Annotated in this window: 6 protein-coding genes and 1 CRISPR repeat array; of the genes, 5 read left to right on the top strand and 1 reads right to left on the bottom strand. The window is 39.8% G+C overall.

Annotated elements, in window-relative coordinates:
- Positions 1-4: 4 nt before the first annotated feature.
- From cas3f to cas6f, 5 genes are read left to right on the top strand one after another with little or no spacing between them, the layout of a single operon-like run.
- The gene (cas3f, locus tag GFH30_RS07970; RefSeq protein ID WP_153371726.1) at positions 5-3,403 is read left to right on the top strand and encodes a type I-F CRISPR-associated helicase Cas3f; all 3,399 of its coding nucleotides are present in this window, start codon (positions 5-7) and stop codon (positions 3,401-3,403) included.
- Positions 3,404-3,415: 12 nt separating this feature from the next.
- Positions 3,416-4,666 carry a type I-F CRISPR-associated protein Csy1 gene (gene csy1, locus GFH30_RS07965; protein WP_153371725.1) on the top strand — a complete coding sequence of 417 codons (1,251 nt, stop codon included), beginning with the start codon at positions 3,416-3,418 and terminating at the stop codon, positions 4,664-4,666.
- Entirely contained in the window at positions 4,666-5,550 is an 885-nt protein-coding gene (csy2, locus tag GFH30_RS07960) for a type I-F CRISPR-associated protein Csy2 (protein ID WP_153371724.1), read from the top strand. Before csy1 ends, csy2 begins: the two co-directional genes overlap by 1 nt.
- A 28-nt stretch (positions 5,551-5,578) precedes the next feature.
- On the top strand, positions 5,579-6,589 hold the full coding sequence (gene csy3, locus GFH30_RS07955) for a type I-F CRISPR-associated protein Csy3 (RefSeq protein WP_153371723.1): 1,011 nt from the start codon (positions 5,579-5,581) through the stop codon (positions 6,587-6,589).
- Between the two features lie 2 nt (positions 6,590-6,591).
- On the top strand, positions 6,592-7,206 hold the full coding sequence (gene cas6f, locus GFH30_RS07950) for a type I-F CRISPR-associated endoribonuclease Cas6/Csy4 (protein ID WP_153371722.1): 615 nt from the start codon (positions 6,592-6,594) through the stop codon (positions 7,204-7,206).
- Between the two features lie 131 nt (positions 7,207-7,337).
- Positions 7,338-17,277: direct repeats of the CRISPR family, unit length 28 nt; unit sequence GTTCACTGCCATGTAGGCAGCTTAGAAA.
- Between the two features lie 64 nt (positions 17,278-17,341).
- On the opposite strand, the gene GFH30_RS07945 is transcribed toward cas6f, so the two are convergent.
- On the bottom strand, positions 17,342-18,616 hold the full coding sequence (locus GFH30_RS07945) for a tyrosine-type recombinase/integrase (protein WP_153371721.1): 1,275 nt from the start codon (positions 18,614-18,616) through the stop codon (positions 17,342-17,344).
- Positions 18,617-18,805 lie beyond the last annotated feature (189 nt).

Raw genomic sequence — 18,805 nt, 5'->3', positions numbered from 1 at the left:
CATTATGATTGTGACCTTTATTAGTCAATGTGAAAAGAAAGCTATTCCTAGAACACGTCGAGTCTTGGATGCTTTTGCTGATCGGATTGGGGATAACACATGGCAAACGATTATTACTGAAGATGGTTTAATAGCGGTAAAAAAATTATTACGTAAAACGGTGACCAAGAGTACAGCGGTGAGCTGTCATTGGATTCGGGGACGGCGTAGAAGTGAGTTGCTGTGGATTGTGGGGAATCGGAATAAATTTAACAGCGAGGGTGTGGTGCCAGTTAATACGACACAGAAAAATTTAGATCAAAATAAATGGGAAAATGATTGGCATTATTTACCTCTTATTAAAGCATTAGTGGCTATTTCAGCCCTATTACATGATTGGGGAAAAGCCACAGTTTTATTTCAAGAAAAACTGCAACTAAAGAATAAACAGGGTGTAAAGGGTGATCCATTACGCCATGAATGGGTATCCTGTTTATTGCTCAATGCCTTAGTACATTCTTCAGAAAATCCAAAAAATGATGAGGCATGGTTGAATTTATTCATTCATCAATCATGGGATGAAGACAAACTTAAAGCAACGGTCCTAAAGAATTTAGACAAAACAAAAGCTTTGGATCATTTACCACCTTTAGCTCAGTTGGTGGCATGGTTAATTGTGTCACACCATCGATTACCCACATTAAAATCTAAAGATGAAAATACAAAGTCAAAAGATTATTTAGAAGATTTTATAGATGAAGATGTAAAAAGTTTCTCTTCATTATTTTCTTATATTCAAGCTGAATGGGGTTATCAAAACAAATTTGATGAAAAAGAATATCAGCAACGCCTAAAACAGTGTTTTGAATTTCCACAAGGTTTATTAAGCCAAGCTCAATCATGGACAAAAGAAATTCAAAAATGGTCTAGGCGTTTGTTACAAGAGCAAGAAAATATTGCACAGGTCTTAAAAGATGGCAGTTGGCGTGTAGTTTTACACCATGCACGTTTATGTTTGATGTTAGGTGATCATTATTATTCATCTTGTAATGCGGATAAAACGTGGAAAACCAATTTGAGCTTAATTGCTAATACTGATCATAAAACCAAACAGCCGAAGCAATTTTTAGATGAGCATTTAGTACATGTCAGTAAAAATGCGATGCGTGTTGCACAGTCTTTAAGTCGTTTGGCTGATGAAATGGAGCCTGCCTATGATATTCATAAGCTGAAAAAGAAAAGCCCACAAGGTTTTGAATGGCAAGATCATGCCGTTAAAGAGATCAAACAATTTCGACAAAAGCATGACGATGACATCGAGCAGGGCTGGTTTATTGTCAATATGGCAAGTACAGGCAAAGGTAAAACCATTGCTAATGCCAAAATTATGCAAGCCTTATCTAAAGATGGGCAATCTCTACGTTATGTGTTGGCATTGGGACTACGGACTTTAACTTTACAAACTGGAGATTCATATCGTAAAGATATTGGTCTAAGTAATGATGAACTCGCAGTATTAATTGGTTCGAAAGCCGTACAAGAATTACATCAGCAACAGCATCACAAACAGAATAATCAAGATGAGAATACATTGGATGAAATCGGTTCGGAATCTTTAGAACAGCTTTTAGACAATGAGCTTGATTATGCAGAAATGCCTCAAGCTGATTTTATGAATGTTCTATTTCCACAAGCTCAAGCCGAACGTAATAAAGCCTTTTTATATAAGCCGGTTTTAGCCTGTACGATTGATCACATCATGTCGGCAACTGAAACCAAACGTGGTGGAAAGTATATTTTGCCAAGTTTACGTCTGTCTTCTTCAGATTTAGTGATTGATGAAGTAGATGACTTTAATGGACAGGATTTAATTGCAATTGCTCGTTTAATTCATCTTACTGCCATGTTAGGTCGTAAGGTGATGATCTCATCGGCAACGATTCCACCAGCGTTGGCAGAAGGTTTTTTCAATGTATATCAGCAAGGATGGCGATTATATTGTGCTTTTAAAAAGCTCAAACAAGTTCAAACAGTCGGCATGTGGGTAGATGAGTTTAAGTCAAAAACACAATGTATTGATTTAACATCAGACACCACGATTCAGCAGTATAAAAACGGTCATGAAGCCTTTGTTGAAATTCGGTCAAAAGCTTTAGCAGAACAAGTGATTAAACATAAAGCTTATATCATTGAATGCAATGATTTAGTGGTACCGAAAGAACAGAAGCAACTTGAGGAAAGTCTGCAACAACAATATTTTGATCGTATTCGTCAGCATATAGAAAAATTGCATCATCACCATCATACCATTGATGAGAAAACAGGGAAAAAAGTGTCATTTGGAGTGGTACGCGTTGCCAATATTCCACCTTGTGTTGCACTCACACAATATTTACTCAATGCTGAGTGGTCACAAAATATTGCCCCACGTGCGATGGCATATCACAGTCGGCAGGTTTTATTGCTCCGTAGTGAGCAAGAACGCCATTTGGATGCTGTGCTTAAGCGTAAAGAAAAACAAAATGAACAACCTATTGCATTTTCAAATGATGTTATTCGTCAGCATTTGGATTGTAGTGATAGCGAGCATGTGATTTTTATTCTTGTGGCAACACCTGTGGAAGAAGTCGGGCGTGATCACGATTTTGATTGGGCAATTGTTGAACCTTCTTCTTATCGTTCAATTATTCAGTTGGCAGGGCGGGTTTTACGTCATCGTAGTTTAGAAAAAGATATAGAACAGCCGAATATTGGGTTGTTGCAATACAATTTAAAAGGGCTTCGTGGTGCGAAAGTGGCTTTTGAAAAGCCTGGTTTTGAACTTAATAATGATAAGTTCAAATTAAAGACCAAAAACTTATCTGACTTAATTGATTTGCAGGAAGAGGCTGGAATTAATGCGATTCCACGAATTCAAGCCAATGTCCCTTTAAAAGCTACTGAAAAATTGGCTGATTTAGAACATGCTGTTTTAGCACATAGTCTCACCAATTATAAGCAGGTTGGAGCAAAGCCATTAAATGCTTGGTTGACGCAGTATTGGTTTTTAACAGCTTTACCACAGCGTTTTACACCTTTTAGACAAAGCTCAGCGAATATTCAGCTCTTTGCTGTTTGGAAGGATAATAAGCTTGTGTTTTCTGAAAAAGATGATTTTGGAAACTATATTGATCGTAATGGTTTTTACAAAATTCAATATCCTGAACTGAAGGCTTTAGAGCAGCAGCGTTTATGGCTTAATCGAAACTATGGCGACATTTTATGTCGTATGGCTATTGAGAAAGTTTCAGAAAATCAGCATATTGAAGATGAAATAGAAAAATTATCAAAACGTTATGGTGAAATCATGTTGCCACAATATGATGAGAATAAAACACTGATGTATTCAGACCAATTTGGTTTAGTGGTTCAACATTCAAAATAAAGGGAGGTTGAAATGATACAAAATATCCAGACATTTTTAAATGAAAGAAAAGAACTTTGGTTAAAAGATCGTGTAAAAAAAGCTGCGAATGACGTAGAAGTAGCAGAATTAAATCAACAAGCTGATGATAGATTTAGTTTGAAGGAATGGCTGCCTGATGCAGCTAAACGTGTATCTCAGCTCTCGATGGTGAGTCATCCGAGTAAATTTAGTCATCCAAGTGCTAAAACATCGAGTGTAATTGCTCAGGTTAAATCTGCACAAGATGGGTATTTGCGCAGTGGTAACGTGCATTACCCATTAGATGTATTTGGTAATGCAGCTGCAATGGATGTTTATAAGTTTTTATCCGTGAATTTAGCAGAAGACTACACAGTTTTAACTGGTTTTGAAAATGATGATGAGGATTTAAAAAGTCTGATTGAAAAATCTTCATTGGATTTTGCAAGTTTAAAACAAGCTTTTTTAGTGATTAAAAATGATGATGCTTCGAGCAAAACAGATCACTTGGTCAAACAAGTATATTTTCCAATAGAAGATACTGAATATCACTTACTTTCTATTTTGACACCTTCAGGTTTAATCACACGCTTGAAACAAGCGATTGATCAATTACGTTTTTCAGAAGCTACTAAAGAAGCGAAAGAGAAGCGTAAAAAAAATGAGCATGATGAAATAGGTTATGCTGATATTTTTGATTTAACAGTCACTGCTTATGGTGGCACACAACCGCAAAATGTCAGTGTATTAAATAGTCAAAATGCTGGTCGGGCTTATTTACTTTCAAGTTGTCCGCCTACTTTAGAAAAACGTAAAGTACGATTGCCAAGAAATGATTTTTTTACGCAATGTTTGTATAGAAAGAATTATCAGGACAGTTTTGTGCAATTGCATAAATTTATGCAGTTAGATTTAAATAATACTGATATAAGAACTGCAATTCGAAACATCCTGCAATTTGTGATTGATCAAGTCATATTGCAGGGGCTAAAAATTCGAGAATCTTATCCTGAAGGTTGGTCACAACAAGAATATTATGCAAGTTTACCTAAATTACAGCGTATTTGGCTTGATTCAATGTACATAGAAGAACGTGAAAATGACAGTGAATGGCGTCATGAATTAAGTGAAGACATTGCTCGTTGGATTTTACGTAGTTATGAAAAAGTCATTAGTGAATCCGAAATGCTAGGAACCGCTGAAATCAATGACGTGAAACAGCGCGTTGAAGAATCATTACGACAAGCCAAGGAGTTTTTCTAATGCGCCATTTTTTACTCATTCCGCATCTTAAACTTCATAATGCCAATGCGATGAGCAGTCCTTATACGATTGGTTTTCCTGCAATGACCGCATGGTTGGGTGCAGTTCATGCACTCCAACGTAAACTTAAGCAACAAGGCTGTGATCTTCACTTGAATAAAGTGGCTGTAAGTTGCCATGATTTTAATTTGCAAACCTATAAGGGGCGTGGCGATTTTGTACATTCAATCGTTGGTACGGCTAATCCTTTAGATAAAGATGGTAATCGACCAGCTTTTATTGAAGAAGCACGTTGTCATTTAGAAGTATCTTTATTGGTTGAAATTGAAAGTTCATCTAAAAGACAGAGAGATCAACTTTTAGACCTTGTTAAGGGCATTGTGGCAAGTATGAAATTTGCGAGTGGTGATGTTCTTTCAGCAAAGCCATGCACAATCTTAAATTTTGATGATGATGAAGATCAGTCACAGCAACTACGTCCAATTTTAAATAAGTTGATGCTTGGGCATGTGCTGATTGAGCGTCGTGATTTAGTGATGCAAAGCATGCAAGAGGGCAAAGATGCTTTAGATAGCGTCTTGGATTATCTCAAAGTCACACATAGTTCAACTCAAGATGAAGATGGAAAAGTGGCTTGGATATCAAAACGTAAAGCACAAGGCTGGCTTGTTCCTATTGCAGTGGGTTTTCAGGGGATTTCTGAACTTGGAAAAGCAAAAAACCAACGGGATGTCAATACACCACACCGTTTTGCAGAAAGTGTGCTGACCCTAGGTGAATTTGTGATGCCATATCGGATTGAAAGTATTGACCAGCTTTTATGGCAATACCATGTTGATTTAGAAAATAACTTATATCTGTGTCAAAACCAAAATATACATTAATTGAAACTTTATAAAAGGAAAAATACTCATGGCTAAAAATGAAAAAGCAGTTGCAAGCGTTCTTGCATTTGAAAAAAAACTTGTTCCATCAGATGGTTATTTTTATGGGACAACATGGGAAAATCGTACAGAACAATCGGCTTTAAAGCTGATTGAAAAGTCAGTGCGTGGCACAATCTCAAACCGTTTAAAGGCTGCTGATGCTGATCCATTAAAATTAGATGCGAAAGTGGAAAATGCTAATCTTCAAATTGTTGATGCATGTGCATTAGCAGAGCATCAAGATACATTAAAAGTTGCATTCACGTTAAAAGTTTTAGGTGGTATTGAACAACCTTCAGCATGTAATAATGAAACATTTCTAAATTCATACAAAGAAGTAGCAAAAAACTATATTCAAACTCATGGTTTTGCTGAGTTAGCTAAACGCTATGCTTTAAATATTGCCAATGCCCGCTTTTTATGGCGTAACCGTGTTGGTGCAGAAAAAATTGAAGTCGTCGTGACGGTGAATGATCAAGAATCTGTTACGTTTAATGCCTTTGATTATAAATTACATGATTTTGATAGCGTAGATGCTAAGGTGCAGAATCTTGCAGATCAAATTGCACAAGCTTTTAAAGGTGAACTACCTTACTTATTAATCAAAGTTGAAGCCTATGCTTTAGTCGGTAAAGCTCAAGAAGTTTACCCAAGTGAAGAACTGGTTTTGGATAAGGGTAAGGGAGATAAGAGTAAAATCCTCTATCAAGTGAATAGCGTCGCTGCTATGCATTCTCAAAAAATAGGTAATGCATTACGTACCATTGATACGTGGTATCCAGAGTTTGAAGAGCAAAAATCAGCCATTGCAATTGAACCTTATGGTGCTGTTACTAATTTAGGTAAAGCCTATCGTACACCAAAAGCTAAACAAGACTTTTTTAGCTTATTTGATAAATATGCTTTAGGCGAAAGCTTGGAAAATACAGAGCAAGAACATTATGTAATGGCTGTGCTTGTGCGTGGTGGTGTCTTTGGTCAAAGCTCTAAGGATTAATTATGAAATTTTATCAGGAAATTACCTTGATTGATCAAGCTGAAATTTCCCCTTATTTCATTTGGTCTAAGCTCTATACACAACTGCATATCGCATTGGCTGAAATAAAAGATGAATCAGATAAGGTGAGCATAGGTGTTTCTTTTCCCCAATATATTTTTGAGGAAAAAGTAGATAACCAAAAAGCAAAGATCAATTTAGGAAGAAAACTGCGTTTATTTGCACAATCTGAAGATGATTTAAAAAAATTGGATATTCGACGTTGGTTGGAGCGTTTAGAAGATTATGTACATATTACCTCTATCCGTGAAGTACCTAGTGATATCAAGGGTTATGCAATTTATAAGCGAAAACAAGTCAAAACCAATGCCCAGCGTTTGGCACGTCATCGTGTAAAGCGTGGCGATATTGGCTTTGATGAAGCATTAGCACGATATAATATTGTAGTCACCATAACGAATTTGCCTTATGTCGAAATGAAAAGTCTAAGCACTTCAGATCAGCAAAGTGAAAAAAGGTTTAAATTATTTATAGAAAAGCAACCTGCTGAAAAATCTGGAACTCAGGTTTTTAGTACTTATGGATTAAGTTCGGTATCTTCTATACCTGAATTTTAACCCAACATTTTTATACTCTTTAACAGCTTAATAAAATCAATAGGTTATGATAGTGGTTTAAAACTTGGGTCTTGTAAAAGATTTAAGGGTTAAATCACTGTTATAGCTTTATTTTTTGCATTAAAATCACAGTTCACTGCCATGTAGGCAGCTTAGAAAAGAAGAAAATTGAAGAACCTGAATTATTTAATGTTCACTGCCATGTAGGCAGCTTAGAAATCCATTTCAGCATCTGAAACAGGTTGCTTTTGGTTCACTGCCATGTAGGCAGCTTAGAAAAACGCCAATGACAATTAATGCAGCACTGAAAGGTTCACTGCCATGTAGGCAGCTTAGAAAACATTTTTGTTATGTCTGCGAATTGAACGAATGTTCACTGCCATGTAGGCAGCTTAGAAAACTGGAGAGTTTAATCACTCCGGACATTCTAGGTTCACTGCCATGTAGGCAGCTTAGAAAGTGAGTAACTTCAAAAGCACGAACTTGATATTGTTCACTGCCATGTAGGCAGCTTAGAAATCTAAAGCATCATCAATCCGCTTCTGTAATTCGTTCACTGCCATGTAGGCAGCTTAGAAATGAACATGCCGTCTTTCCGAGCTGTCAATACAGTTCACTGCCATGTAGGCAGCTTAGAAAGGTGGTGTGATTGTGCCAGATGCCAACGTTGCGTTCACTGCCATGTAGGCAGCTTAGAAAGTAATAACGGCAGACCTCTTCAACGGTAAATTGTTCACTGCCATGTAGGCAGCTTAGAAATGAACATGCCGTCTTTCCGAGCTGTCAATACAGTTCACTGCCATGTAGGCAGCTTAGAAATTGAGCAGTTTTAACAACATGAGTGTAAAGAGGTTCACTGCCATGTAGGCAGCTTAGAAAGAGTGGTAAAGATGTGGGGCAAACAATCACTCGTTCACTGCCATGTAGGCAGCTTAGAAAAATCGCAATTTTTAGGCAAAGTACGGACTTGTGTTCACTGCCATGTAGGCAGCTTAGAAATGTATGGGCGCGTTTATATGAAGAAGGCATTCTGTTCACTGCCATGTAGGCAGCTTAGAAATACAATGGAATATGGTTTAGATATTCGTGACGGTTCACTGCCATGTAGGCAGCTTAGAAAACTTTCCGCAAGATCAGCCAACTGACCTTTTTGTTCACTGCCATGTAGGCAGCTTAGAAATAATCAACTTGATAATTCTCAAACCGCTTCTCGTTCACTGCCATGTAGGCAGCTTAGAAAGTTCGATCATACGGCTTGATTGTGTAGTCTGGGTTCACTGCCATGTAGGCAGCTTAGAAAGCAGACATGCAGAAATGGAACGCATTCAAGAAGTTCACTGCCATGTAGGCAGCTTAGAAATTCAACATCGTCTTGATGTTCTTGGGTTTCTGGTTCACTGCCATGTAGGCAGCTTAGAAAACCACAAGCGGGACATGGCGTTTTCTTTTTCCAGTTCACTGCCATGTAGGCAGCTTAGAAATATCTGCAACACCTGGTTCGGGCAAAAGTCTTGTTCACTGCCATGTAGGCAGCTTAGAAATTGGCCCGTTATCAAAAAATCCGTGCTGACGTGTTCACTGCCATGTAGGCAGCTTAGAAACGAAGCAATCGCTGCGACAAGCTCTTTCATTGGTTCACTGCCATGTAGGCAGCTTAGAAAGCCGGCAAAGGCAGATCTAAAATATCTGCAATGTTCACTGCCATGTAGGCAGCTTAGAAAATTCCTGTGTTGCGTGAATCCGAAGGGCAACTGTTCACTGCCATGTAGGCAGCTTAGAAATTTATAGAGTTCAATTGCTTGTGTGGAAATGAGTTCACTGCCATGTAGGCAGCTTAGAAAATCGTTACTTACGACGAAGAGATCGTACACGAGTTCACTGCCATGTAGGCAGCTTAGAAACGGTGCTTTCACACCACTCACATTTGAACTACGTTCACTGCCATGTAGGCAGCTTAGAAAACTTGATAGCACGTTGTGTGTGTATGAGTTCAGTTCACTGCCATGTAGGCAGCTTAGAAATGAAGCAGCACCACCCACATTGACTAATTTTTGTTCACTGCCATGTAGGCAGCTTAGAAAGACAAAATCCCAACTTTAAAATGTGAAAGACAGTTCACTGCCATGTAGGCAGCTTAGAAATTCAAGATCACCGACATTGGGAACACAAACCGGTTCACTGCCATGTAGGCAGCTTAGAAATAGAACTTCGCTTCTATATCTCAAAACATCTTGTTCACTGCCATGTAGGCAGCTTAGAAAAAGTCACGGATAAGAGAACGAACACGATCCAATGTTCACTGCCATGTAGGCAGCTTAGAAATGACAACGTAGAGACGCGAATACGCATTAAGGGTTCACTGCCATGTAGGCAGCTTAGAAAAAAGAATATTTTGGTCAGTTCGCTGTTGTAGAGTTCACTGCCATGTAGGCAGCTTAGAAAAAATATCTTGAGAAATCAAACTAACGCATGAGAGTTCACTGCCATGTAGGCAGCTTAGAAAAAGGATATTTGGAGCGGATTTAGTGATACAGCGTTCACTGCCATGTAGGCAGCTTAGAAAAATCATTTCACGCGAAGGGATCAGCCTTTCGCGTTCACTGCCATGTAGGCAGCTTAGAAATGTCATTTCGTCGATGGCTTCTGCGCGGGCGAGTTCACTGCCATGTAGGCAGCTTAGAAATTGTTGCCACCTAGTCGATCAAGCAGGACGGTGTTCACTGCCATGTAGGCAGCTTAGAAAACCATTTTAAAGGATAATATCGATGTTTGATTGTTCACTGCCATGTAGGCAGCTTAGAAATGAACAACTGGCTTTTTCCACCCGTTTTCCTTGTTCACTGCCATGTAGGCAGCTTAGAAAAAGCTTCATCACAGCAGAGGATGCCATAGCAGGTTCACTGCCATGTAGGCAGCTTAGAAACGAAGCAATCCCCGTACCAATGTTAAAATTATGTTCACTGCCATGTAGGCAGCTTAGAAAACCATCGAGCAGCCATGTTCCTTCCTTTGGAAGTTCACTGCCATGTAGGCAGCTTAGAAAAAGCTGTGCCGAAATATGAGATTTCGCTATCTGTTCACTGCCATGTAGGCAGCTTAGAAAGCAGGCATGCAGCACTTGAACAAGCACAAGCTGTTCACTGCCATGTAGGCAGCTTAGAAAAATTAGAAAAAGCATCTTCTAATTCCGCGTCTGTTCACTGCCATGTAGGCAGCTTAGAAAAATCAGTCGTTTTTGCACCCACTAAAGTAATTGTTCACTGCCATGTAGGCAGCTTAGAAAGTCAGGAAAATGTGTAAATCCTGCTGGTAAAAGTTCACTGCCATGTAGGCAGCTTAGAAAAAAGGTTGTTGCCTTGGTTGATATTCATAATCGTTCACTGCCATGTAGGCAGCTTAGAAACCAACTAAGCCCAAGATTTACAGCAGCTTTAGTGTTCACTGCCATGTAGGCAGCTTAGAAAATGCGCACGTAAACGGGCCAAGTGTTTTTTATGTTCACTGCCATGTAGGCAGCTTAGAAATAGGTAGTCACGGGCAAGCTCAATGCCATTTTGTTCACTGCCATGTAGGCAGCTTAGAAAATCACGACACCTCCTTTAAACTATCAAGCACGCGTTCACTGCCATGTAGGCAGCTTAGAAACATCTGCGCCTGTGTGCTCAATCTTCTCTTTAGTTCACTGCCATGTAGGCAGCTTAGAAAACCGTTTGAAATATGGCAGCGCTTATATGCTTGTTCACTGCCATGTAGGCAGCTTAGAAATCTTGCTACATGGCTTCGCTTGAAGTGGAAAAGTTCACTGCCATGTAGGCAGCTTAGAAATGATAAAGCACGAAAAATTGACGCAGGTGTTGGTTCACTGCCATGTAGGCAGCTTAGAAAAAATAAATTTAAGGTCCAATCAGTGTGGTTCAGTTCACTGCCATGTAGGCAGCTTAGAAATTTTAGGTCATCACCTAATTTTTGATTTGGTTGTTCACTGCCATGTAGGCAGCTTAGAAAAATGAAGCAATTTTTAGATTTTATCATGCCGTGTTCACTGCCATGTAGGCAGCTTAGAAACGTAACACCCGTAACAATTATTGATATTTTATGTTCACTGCCATGTAGGCAGCTTAGAAATAGCTGATTCGGTCGAATGTACGACTATACCTGTTCACTGCCATGTAGGCAGCTTAGAAAATTGGGTGCGGTACGTCTTGAGCTGGCTTTGGGTTCACTGCCATGTAGGCAGCTTAGAAAAAAAAATACGTAGTTCTGCCATTTTTATTTAAGTTCACTGCCATGTAGGCAGCTTAGAAATGTTAAAGATAAAAAGGGCGAACAGGTTTATGGTTCACTGCCATGTAGGCAGCTTAGAAAACAAAATTACAAATCTGATAAAGTAGCCACTCGTTCACTGCCATGTAGGCAGCTTAGAAAACGTACAGCGTATGCATCGTTCAGGATTTCTCGTTCACTGCCATGTAGGCAGCTTAGAAATAAACCGGATGCCAACCCTGCAGACGTTATAGGTTCACTGCCATGTAGGCAGCTTAGAAAAAGCAAGTGATGAAGTTCAATAATGCGTTTTGGTTCACTGCCATGTAGGCAGCTTAGAAAGTATCGATCGCTTCAGGGCTGCCATTGAGCTGGTTCACTGCCATGTAGGCAGCTTAGAAAGCTTCATGTGTGGATGAATGCGCACAAAGGTGGTTCACTGCCATGTAGGCAGCTTAGAAAGTGTTGAATTTAGCTTTTTAGGTAAAAACATAGTTCACTGCCATGTAGGCAGCTTAGAAAATAACAACAGAGAGCTTATTGTCGATGGTTTGGTTCACTGCCATGTAGGCAGCTTAGAAATGTTATTAAATCTTTCATTGCGCCCCCATGCAGTTCACTGCCATGTAGGCAGCTTAGAAATTTCCAATCTTCTGAAAATATGTCTATTAACTGTTCACTGCCATGTAGGCAGCTTAGAAATCCTTTCGGTCGGTCGTTGCCTCCTCCTCAGTGTTCACTGCCATGTAGGCAGCTTAGAAATTTATCAATTAGGTCGTTTGGAAGCATGAATGGTTCACTGCCATGTAGGCAGCTTAGAAATATAGCTAAACAATTGTGTTGCTTAGATATAAGTTCACTGCCATGTAGGCAGCTTAGAAAAACGGTCCAGTTATAGCAGTTTAAACCGTCTTGTTCACTGCCATGTAGGCAGCTTAGAAAATATTACTTGATAGCCGTTAACCGCTCAAAATGTTCACTGCCATGTAGGCAGCTTAGAAATTTGGCTTGAAGTTCTGCATGAAGGGATGGTTGTTCACTGCCATGTAGGCAGCTTAGAAAGCTAATAAATCCAAATAATAATACCGTGTCATGTTCACTGCCATGTAGGCAGCTTAGAAACACATCGGATACAGAAGCAGTTAGACCGAACCGTTCACTGCCATGTAGGCATCTTAGAAAATAAGAAAACATCTGTACAGGACAGTCAACAAGTTCACTGCCATGTAGGCAGCTTAGAAATCCCCAAGTCCGCGAGAAGTGTATTGCCGAAAGTTCACTGCCATGTAGGCAGCTTAGAAACAAGACGAGAGTCAACAGCAAGGCGGTACTTTGTTCACTGCCATGTAGGCAGCTTAGAAAGTTCTTAAGTCACTGAGCTTGTAGTGCGTCTGGTTCACTGCCATGTAGGCAGCTTAGAAATTCTTGAACTGGCGCCAACGTACATAGTAGATGTTCACTGCCATGTAGGCAGCTTAGAAATCCGATATATCCACGTTCTAATGCGATGCGCAGTTCACTGCCATGTAGGCAGCTTAGAAACAAAGCTGGGCTTGGCGGCATTGGTAACGTGCTGTTCACTGCCATGTAGGCAGCTTAGAAAATACGCAACCCTATCGGGATTGCTTGGTTGTTGTTCACTGCCATGTAGGCAGCTTAGAAAGCTTACACCTGAGCTACGGCGCGCCTGAGCTGGTTCACTGCCATGTAGGCAGCTTAGAAATATTACTGATTCTTATAAAGACAAAATGGATATGTTCACTGCCATGTAGGCAGCTTAGAAAACAGGCAAGGATAAGAAAATCAATGTATTGCTGTTCACTGCCATGTAGGCAGCTTAGAAAAAGTAAAGAGAACACGCATTTCTAAGACTCCCGTTCACTGCCATGTAGGCAGCTTAGAAAAAGTAAAGAGAACACGCATTTCTAAGACTCCCGTTCACTGCCATGTAGGCAGCTTAGAAATTGCATCGCGTCAAGATCCTAAACGATCGTATGTTCACTGCCATGTAGGCAGCTTAGAAATACACCCGATCTGGCAAAGAGTCTTATACAACGTTCACTGCCATGTAGGCAGCTTAGAAAAGGTATGTATGGATTCAATCTATCCCCTGCTAGTTCACTGCCATGTAGGCAGCTTAGAAAGTCCGCAACTTCAAGCGCTGATATTGCTAAAAGTTCACTGCCATGTAGGCAGCTTAGAAAATGCGGTCATCCTTAAAAAAAGACTGTATGCCGTTCACTGCCATGTAGGCAGCTTAGAAATCTTCACGACGAATTTCATTAATGGTTTTTTGGTTCACTGCCATGTAGGCAGCTTAGAAATGATGCTCCAATACCCAAGATTACAACAAATAGTTCACTGCCATGTAGGCAGCTTAGAAACAAGGAAAACGGGTGGAAAAAGCCAGTTGTTCGTTCACTGCCATGTAGGCAGCTTAGAAAATCCCTGTTTATCAGCCTTAGGCATCGTATAAGTTCACTGCCATGTAGGCAGCTTAGAAAGAAATGCACTGCCGATTTGGTGTACATCACTGGTTCACTGCCATGTAGGCAGCTTAGAAAAAGTACAATCATCGGGTAACTGATGAGCTTGTGTTCACTGCCATGTAGGCAGCTTAGAAATATGTAACCGATAAAAAGCCGCTATTAAAAATGTTCACTGCCATGTAGGCAGCTTAGAAATTCTTTACTTTTGCTTTTTTAAATCCTTCTTGGTTCACTGCCATGTAGGCAGCTTAGAAAATCCCTGTTTATCAGCCTTAGGCATCGTATAAGTTCACTGCCATGTAGGCAGCTTAGAAATTGGGGAAGGACGGGGTAGATAAACGATAACTTGTTCACTGCCATGTAGGCAGCTTAGAAAAGGCTGTGGCTCATCGACTTCATAGCACACGGGTTCACTGCCATGTAGGCAGCTTAGAAAAGTCAAGGCAACGCTTGAGGATGGATCAAACAGTTCACTGCCATGTAGGCAGCTTAGAAATGATGAATCGCCAGACGTTAAGAGCGTCGAGGGTTCACTGCCATGTAGGCAGCTTAGAAATGTGCCTGCACGTTCAATTTCGTATGGTTTACGTTCACTGCCATGTAGGCAGCTTAGAAATGAATGCTTAAAAGGAAATATGCCACTTTCCAGTTCACTGCCATGTAGGCAGCTTAGAAAAATCTGAAAAATACATATTATTTACCCCCTAAGTTCACTGCCATGTAGGCAGCTTAGAAATTATGCAATGAGTTCTTGATCTTTTGGAAAGAGTTCACTGCCATGTAGGCAGCTTAGAAATGAAGATCTACGTGACGATAAAAATACGGAACGTTCACTGCCATGTAGGCAGCTTAGAAAATTAGAAGACGTGGACTCTCCGAGAAGCCAAAGTTCACTGCCATGTAGGCAGCTTAGAAATGTAACGATCACTGGAGATAACAATGAGAAATGTTCACTGCCATGTAGGCAGCTTAGAAATCATTGCCCGCTCGCGTGGTGTCATTCAATCCGTTCACTGCCATGTAGGCAGCTTAGAAATCGGAAGCTCGACAACCAAAAAATGGTTATGAGTTCACTGCCATGTAGGCAGCTTAGAAAATGACGGAGTTGAATTCTTCACCACGCAGCACGTTCACTGCCATGTAGGCAGCTTAGAAAAATCACAGACAATTGCAGCCCAATCACAGAATGTTCACTGCCATGTAGGCAGCTTAGAAAAACCAAAGACGTTTACAAGGTGTCTGTGGTGTGTTCACTGCCATGTAGGCAGCTTAGAAATTTTATAAGTTGGTAGCTTTTCGCTTCATGGTGTTCACTGCCATGTAGGCAGCTTAGAAAATCGCATCAATCTGTTCAATCATTGTTGATTCGTTCACTGCCATGTAGGCAGCTTAGAAATGAAGATCTACGTGACGATAAAAATACGGAACGTTCACTGCCATATAGGCAGCTTAGAAATATTTCAAAAGGTACTGATGATTTTAATTTTAGTTCACTGCCATATAGGCAGCTTAGAAATAAATTTGGGTGTAAGCTTGAATCAGTGATGTGTTCACTGCCATATAGGCAGCTTAGAAATGTGCGTGGGTTGTTTTGCTACTATGTTGATGGTTCACTGCCATATAGGCAGCTTAGAAATATTAGAAGTGGTTCACAAGTTCGGATTGTTAGTTCACTGCCATATAGGCAGCTTAGAAATTAACAATTTCTTTAAACGTAAATGCATCAAAGTTCACTGCCATATAGGCAGCTTAGAAAAAAGTTGAGGGTGGTGTTTTAAACATCACGCCGTTCACTGCCATATAGGCAGCTTAGAAAGCTAAGATGCTGTCGGAAAATCAGACACACAAGTTCACTGCCATATAGGCAGCTTAGAAATTTCAAGGGAAAGATAAGAAACCTACAAAGTAGTTCACTGCCATATAGGCAGCTTAGAAACGATAGAATTAACGAATGACTGGGATGATCGAGTTCACTGCCATATAGGCAGCTTAGAAAATGTTTCCACCACCCTTGTTTGTCAGCCTTGGGTTCACTGCCATATAGGCAGCTTAGAAAAATCATCTAAAAGCTTATGAATACCCATAATGGTTCACTGCCATATAGGCAGCTTAGAAATTATACATATCAAACATGCGTTCAGCGTGGTTGTTCACTGCCATATAGGCAGCTTAGAAACTGATAATCTTCATCAATCATAAACCCCACCTGTTCACTGCCATATAGGCAGCTTAGAAAGAGACGAAAGCCCGCGATTAAGTACGTTGCAGGTTCACTGCCATATAGGCAGCTTAGAAAAACAGCGGTTCGTTATTAATACCTTGCCCTAGGTTCACTGCCATATAGGCAGCTTAGAAAAAATCTTTGGACAGCACAAGAATCAATGGACTGTTCACTGCCATATAGGCAGCTTAGAAAGTGACTTTGGCTCTATTTTTGGCATTAACAACGTTCACTGCCATATAGGCAGCTTAGAAAATTGTCTATGTATACCAAGAGTGCTGTATAAGGTTCACTGCCATATAGGCAGCTTAGAAATAAATCTTTGACGCGCTGAATCAGTTGATCCGGTTCACTGCCATATAGGCAGCTTAGAAAATCACAAAGCTACGTGTCGTGCTTGTTGATGAGTTCACTGCCATATAGGCAGCTTAGAAAATAAATACGAAGGGATGTCCGCTGAGGATGTCTGTTCACTGCCATATAGGCAACTTAGAAAGATTCTATGAGCCAAATTTACTTAATTAAAAAGTTCACTGCCATATAGGCAGCTTAGAAAATTCTTAATAAATCGCGCTTCACCTGTCTTGTTGTTCACTGCCATATAGGCAGCTTAGAAAGTGGATATTTTCTTTAGAAAATCGCATGCAATGTTCACTGCCATATAGGCAGCTTAGAAATATTTTTAATAATGTGGGGCTAGGGGTTTTTGGTTCACTGCCATATAGGCAGCTTAGAAATGTTGTTATTCGGCTTAAAGATTCTGCTACTGCGTTCACTGCCATATAGGCAGCTTAGAAAGTGAATACAGGACGACCCTTTTTTAATTCTTTGTTCACTGCCATATAGGCAGCTTAGAAAATTGCAGCATTTTTAGCAAGAAATTTACCGATGCTCACTGCCATATAGGCAGCTTAGAAAATTGCAGCATTTTTAGCAAGAAATTTACCGATGCTCACTGCCATATAGGCAGCTTAGAAATGTAGTTAATGCGTCGAACCCAACGTTCTATGGTTCACTGCCATGTAGGCAGCTGAGAAAATTCAAAACGAATCTGTAAACGATATACCGCTGTTCACTGCCGAATAGGCAGCTTAAAAAGCTAACAAATTTTTTATTGGTTTGATTGAAAATTTAGCCTTGCATTCGAGCGGAAAGGGTAGAGCTATAATTCTAATTTTATATGGGCTTGTTTTAAAATCCATTCTTCATACTCGATGTGCCACTTTCTCAGCAAGTCTATAGGTCGAACCGTATAGTGCTTTTCCTCTGTGCCACTAGGCTTATGACCTGCAATTTGAGCAACGATCCCACTTGGTAGTGATACCCACTCTGATAGCGTTTTGAATGAACGCCGTAGCCCATGAATGGTAATGTCATCAATCTCTGCATTTGATGCAGCAATTTTTAAGCTTTTAGTAGGTTCAACGATATAACCTATTGATGATTTCTCAGAGTAAAATACATACTCATTATGTCTTTCTAAATTTAGAATCAGTTGTTTGACGAAAGGCGTTAAGGGAATGATGCGACCATCATCATCAATCTTATCGCTGATGTGTAAGGTATTCCATTTTAGGTCTACATCTTGCCATTTGAGCGTGGCAATTTCGTTTCGTCGTGCGCCAGTAATCAGAGTCACAAGTAAATAAGCTGAAATATAAGGGTTAGGCAGCTCAATGACAGCCTTGAAAAAGGAAGCAAGTTGTTCTTTTTGCAGACAGTCTTTCTTTGCTTTAGTCGGCGTTACGGCCTGCTTCACTTTCTTCGAATGAATGGATCTATCTGGAAGTAAACCGGTATACATGCTTTGTTCATCAGCCCAATTCAGGCAAGCTCTGACTAAACGAAACGACAAAGCTGCAGAGGTTGGTCTTTCAAGATTTTCCTGATTCAACCATGTAGAGAGCACGTTACTACTTAATTCATTTAAGGGAATATCTAGAAGAGCATATATCGGTTGCGGCTTAGAAAGTGTTCTATGCTTACCTTTGAAAATTTCATTATTACCTGAAGCTAAGCGTACATGATCCTGATATGTGCGATCTCTCCAACGCTCTTTGTTAGCATTTAAATAGTCATCCCATACGTCTCGGAAAAGTAATTTTTGACGCTTATAGTTTTTAATTTCCTCTTCATTTTTTTCGATGAGACGCTTTTTTTCTAATCTTGGATCGATACCCTGTAGAATCATCACATCGTATTCTTTGGCCATTTGCCTAGCTTGATCAATAGAGTAGTTAGGAAAAACGCCAATAGAGATTTTTAAAACCTTACCACCAAGGCGAGATTGGTAAATAAACATCTTCTTAGATGTCGGGTAAGTTTTTAGTCCTAAACCTTTGACCAACTCATCCCAATAAATGAAATAGCTCTTTCCAACAGGACATGAACATTGAGTTAATCGTGCTGTGGTAAATTTAAAAGTGGTGACACTCATTTTCTAGGTAGCAAATAGGTAGCAGATTAGGTCATTTTAAAGCAACTTTAATCAACTTTAGAATTTTTAAGATAAGTGGTAAGGTTATTTAGGTGTATGATTTAAATAAACTAATAGGTAAAAGTAAACTCCAATCAACAAATAAGCTTAAGAACTCATAATCCGTTGGTCCACAGTTCAAGTCTGTGT

The organism is Acinetobacter wanghuae, from assembly GCF_009557235.1.
GTDB lineage: Bacteria > Pseudomonadota > Gammaproteobacteria > Pseudomonadales > Moraxellaceae > Acinetobacter > Acinetobacter wanghuae.
This window is presented reverse-complemented; position numbering and strand designations above follow the sequence as displayed.

What these genes read in the sequence shown, in the direction of transcription:
- cas3f (WP_153371726.1), top strand. Translation starts at nt 5, where the DNA reads ATGATTGTGACCTTTATTAGTCAATGTGAAAAGAAAGCTATTCCTAGA.
- csy1 (WP_153371725.1), top strand. Translation starts at nt 3,416, where the DNA reads ATGATACAAAATATCCAGACATTTTTAAATGAAAGAAAAGAACTTTGG.
- csy2 (WP_153371724.1), top strand. Translation starts at nt 4,666, where the DNA reads ATGCGCCATTTTTTACTCATTCCGCATCTTAAACTTCATAATGCCAAT.
- csy3 (WP_153371723.1), top strand. Translation starts at nt 5,579, where the DNA reads ATGGCTAAAAATGAAAAAGCAGTTGCAAGCGTTCTTGCATTTGAAAAA.
- cas6f (WP_153371722.1), top strand. Translation starts at nt 6,592, where the DNA reads ATGAAATTTTATCAGGAAATTACCTTGATTGATCAAGCTGAAATTTCC.
- GFH30_RS07945 (WP_153371721.1), bottom strand. Translation starts at nt 18,616, where the DNA reads ATGAGTGTCACCACTTTTAAATTTACCACAGCACGATTAACTCAATGT.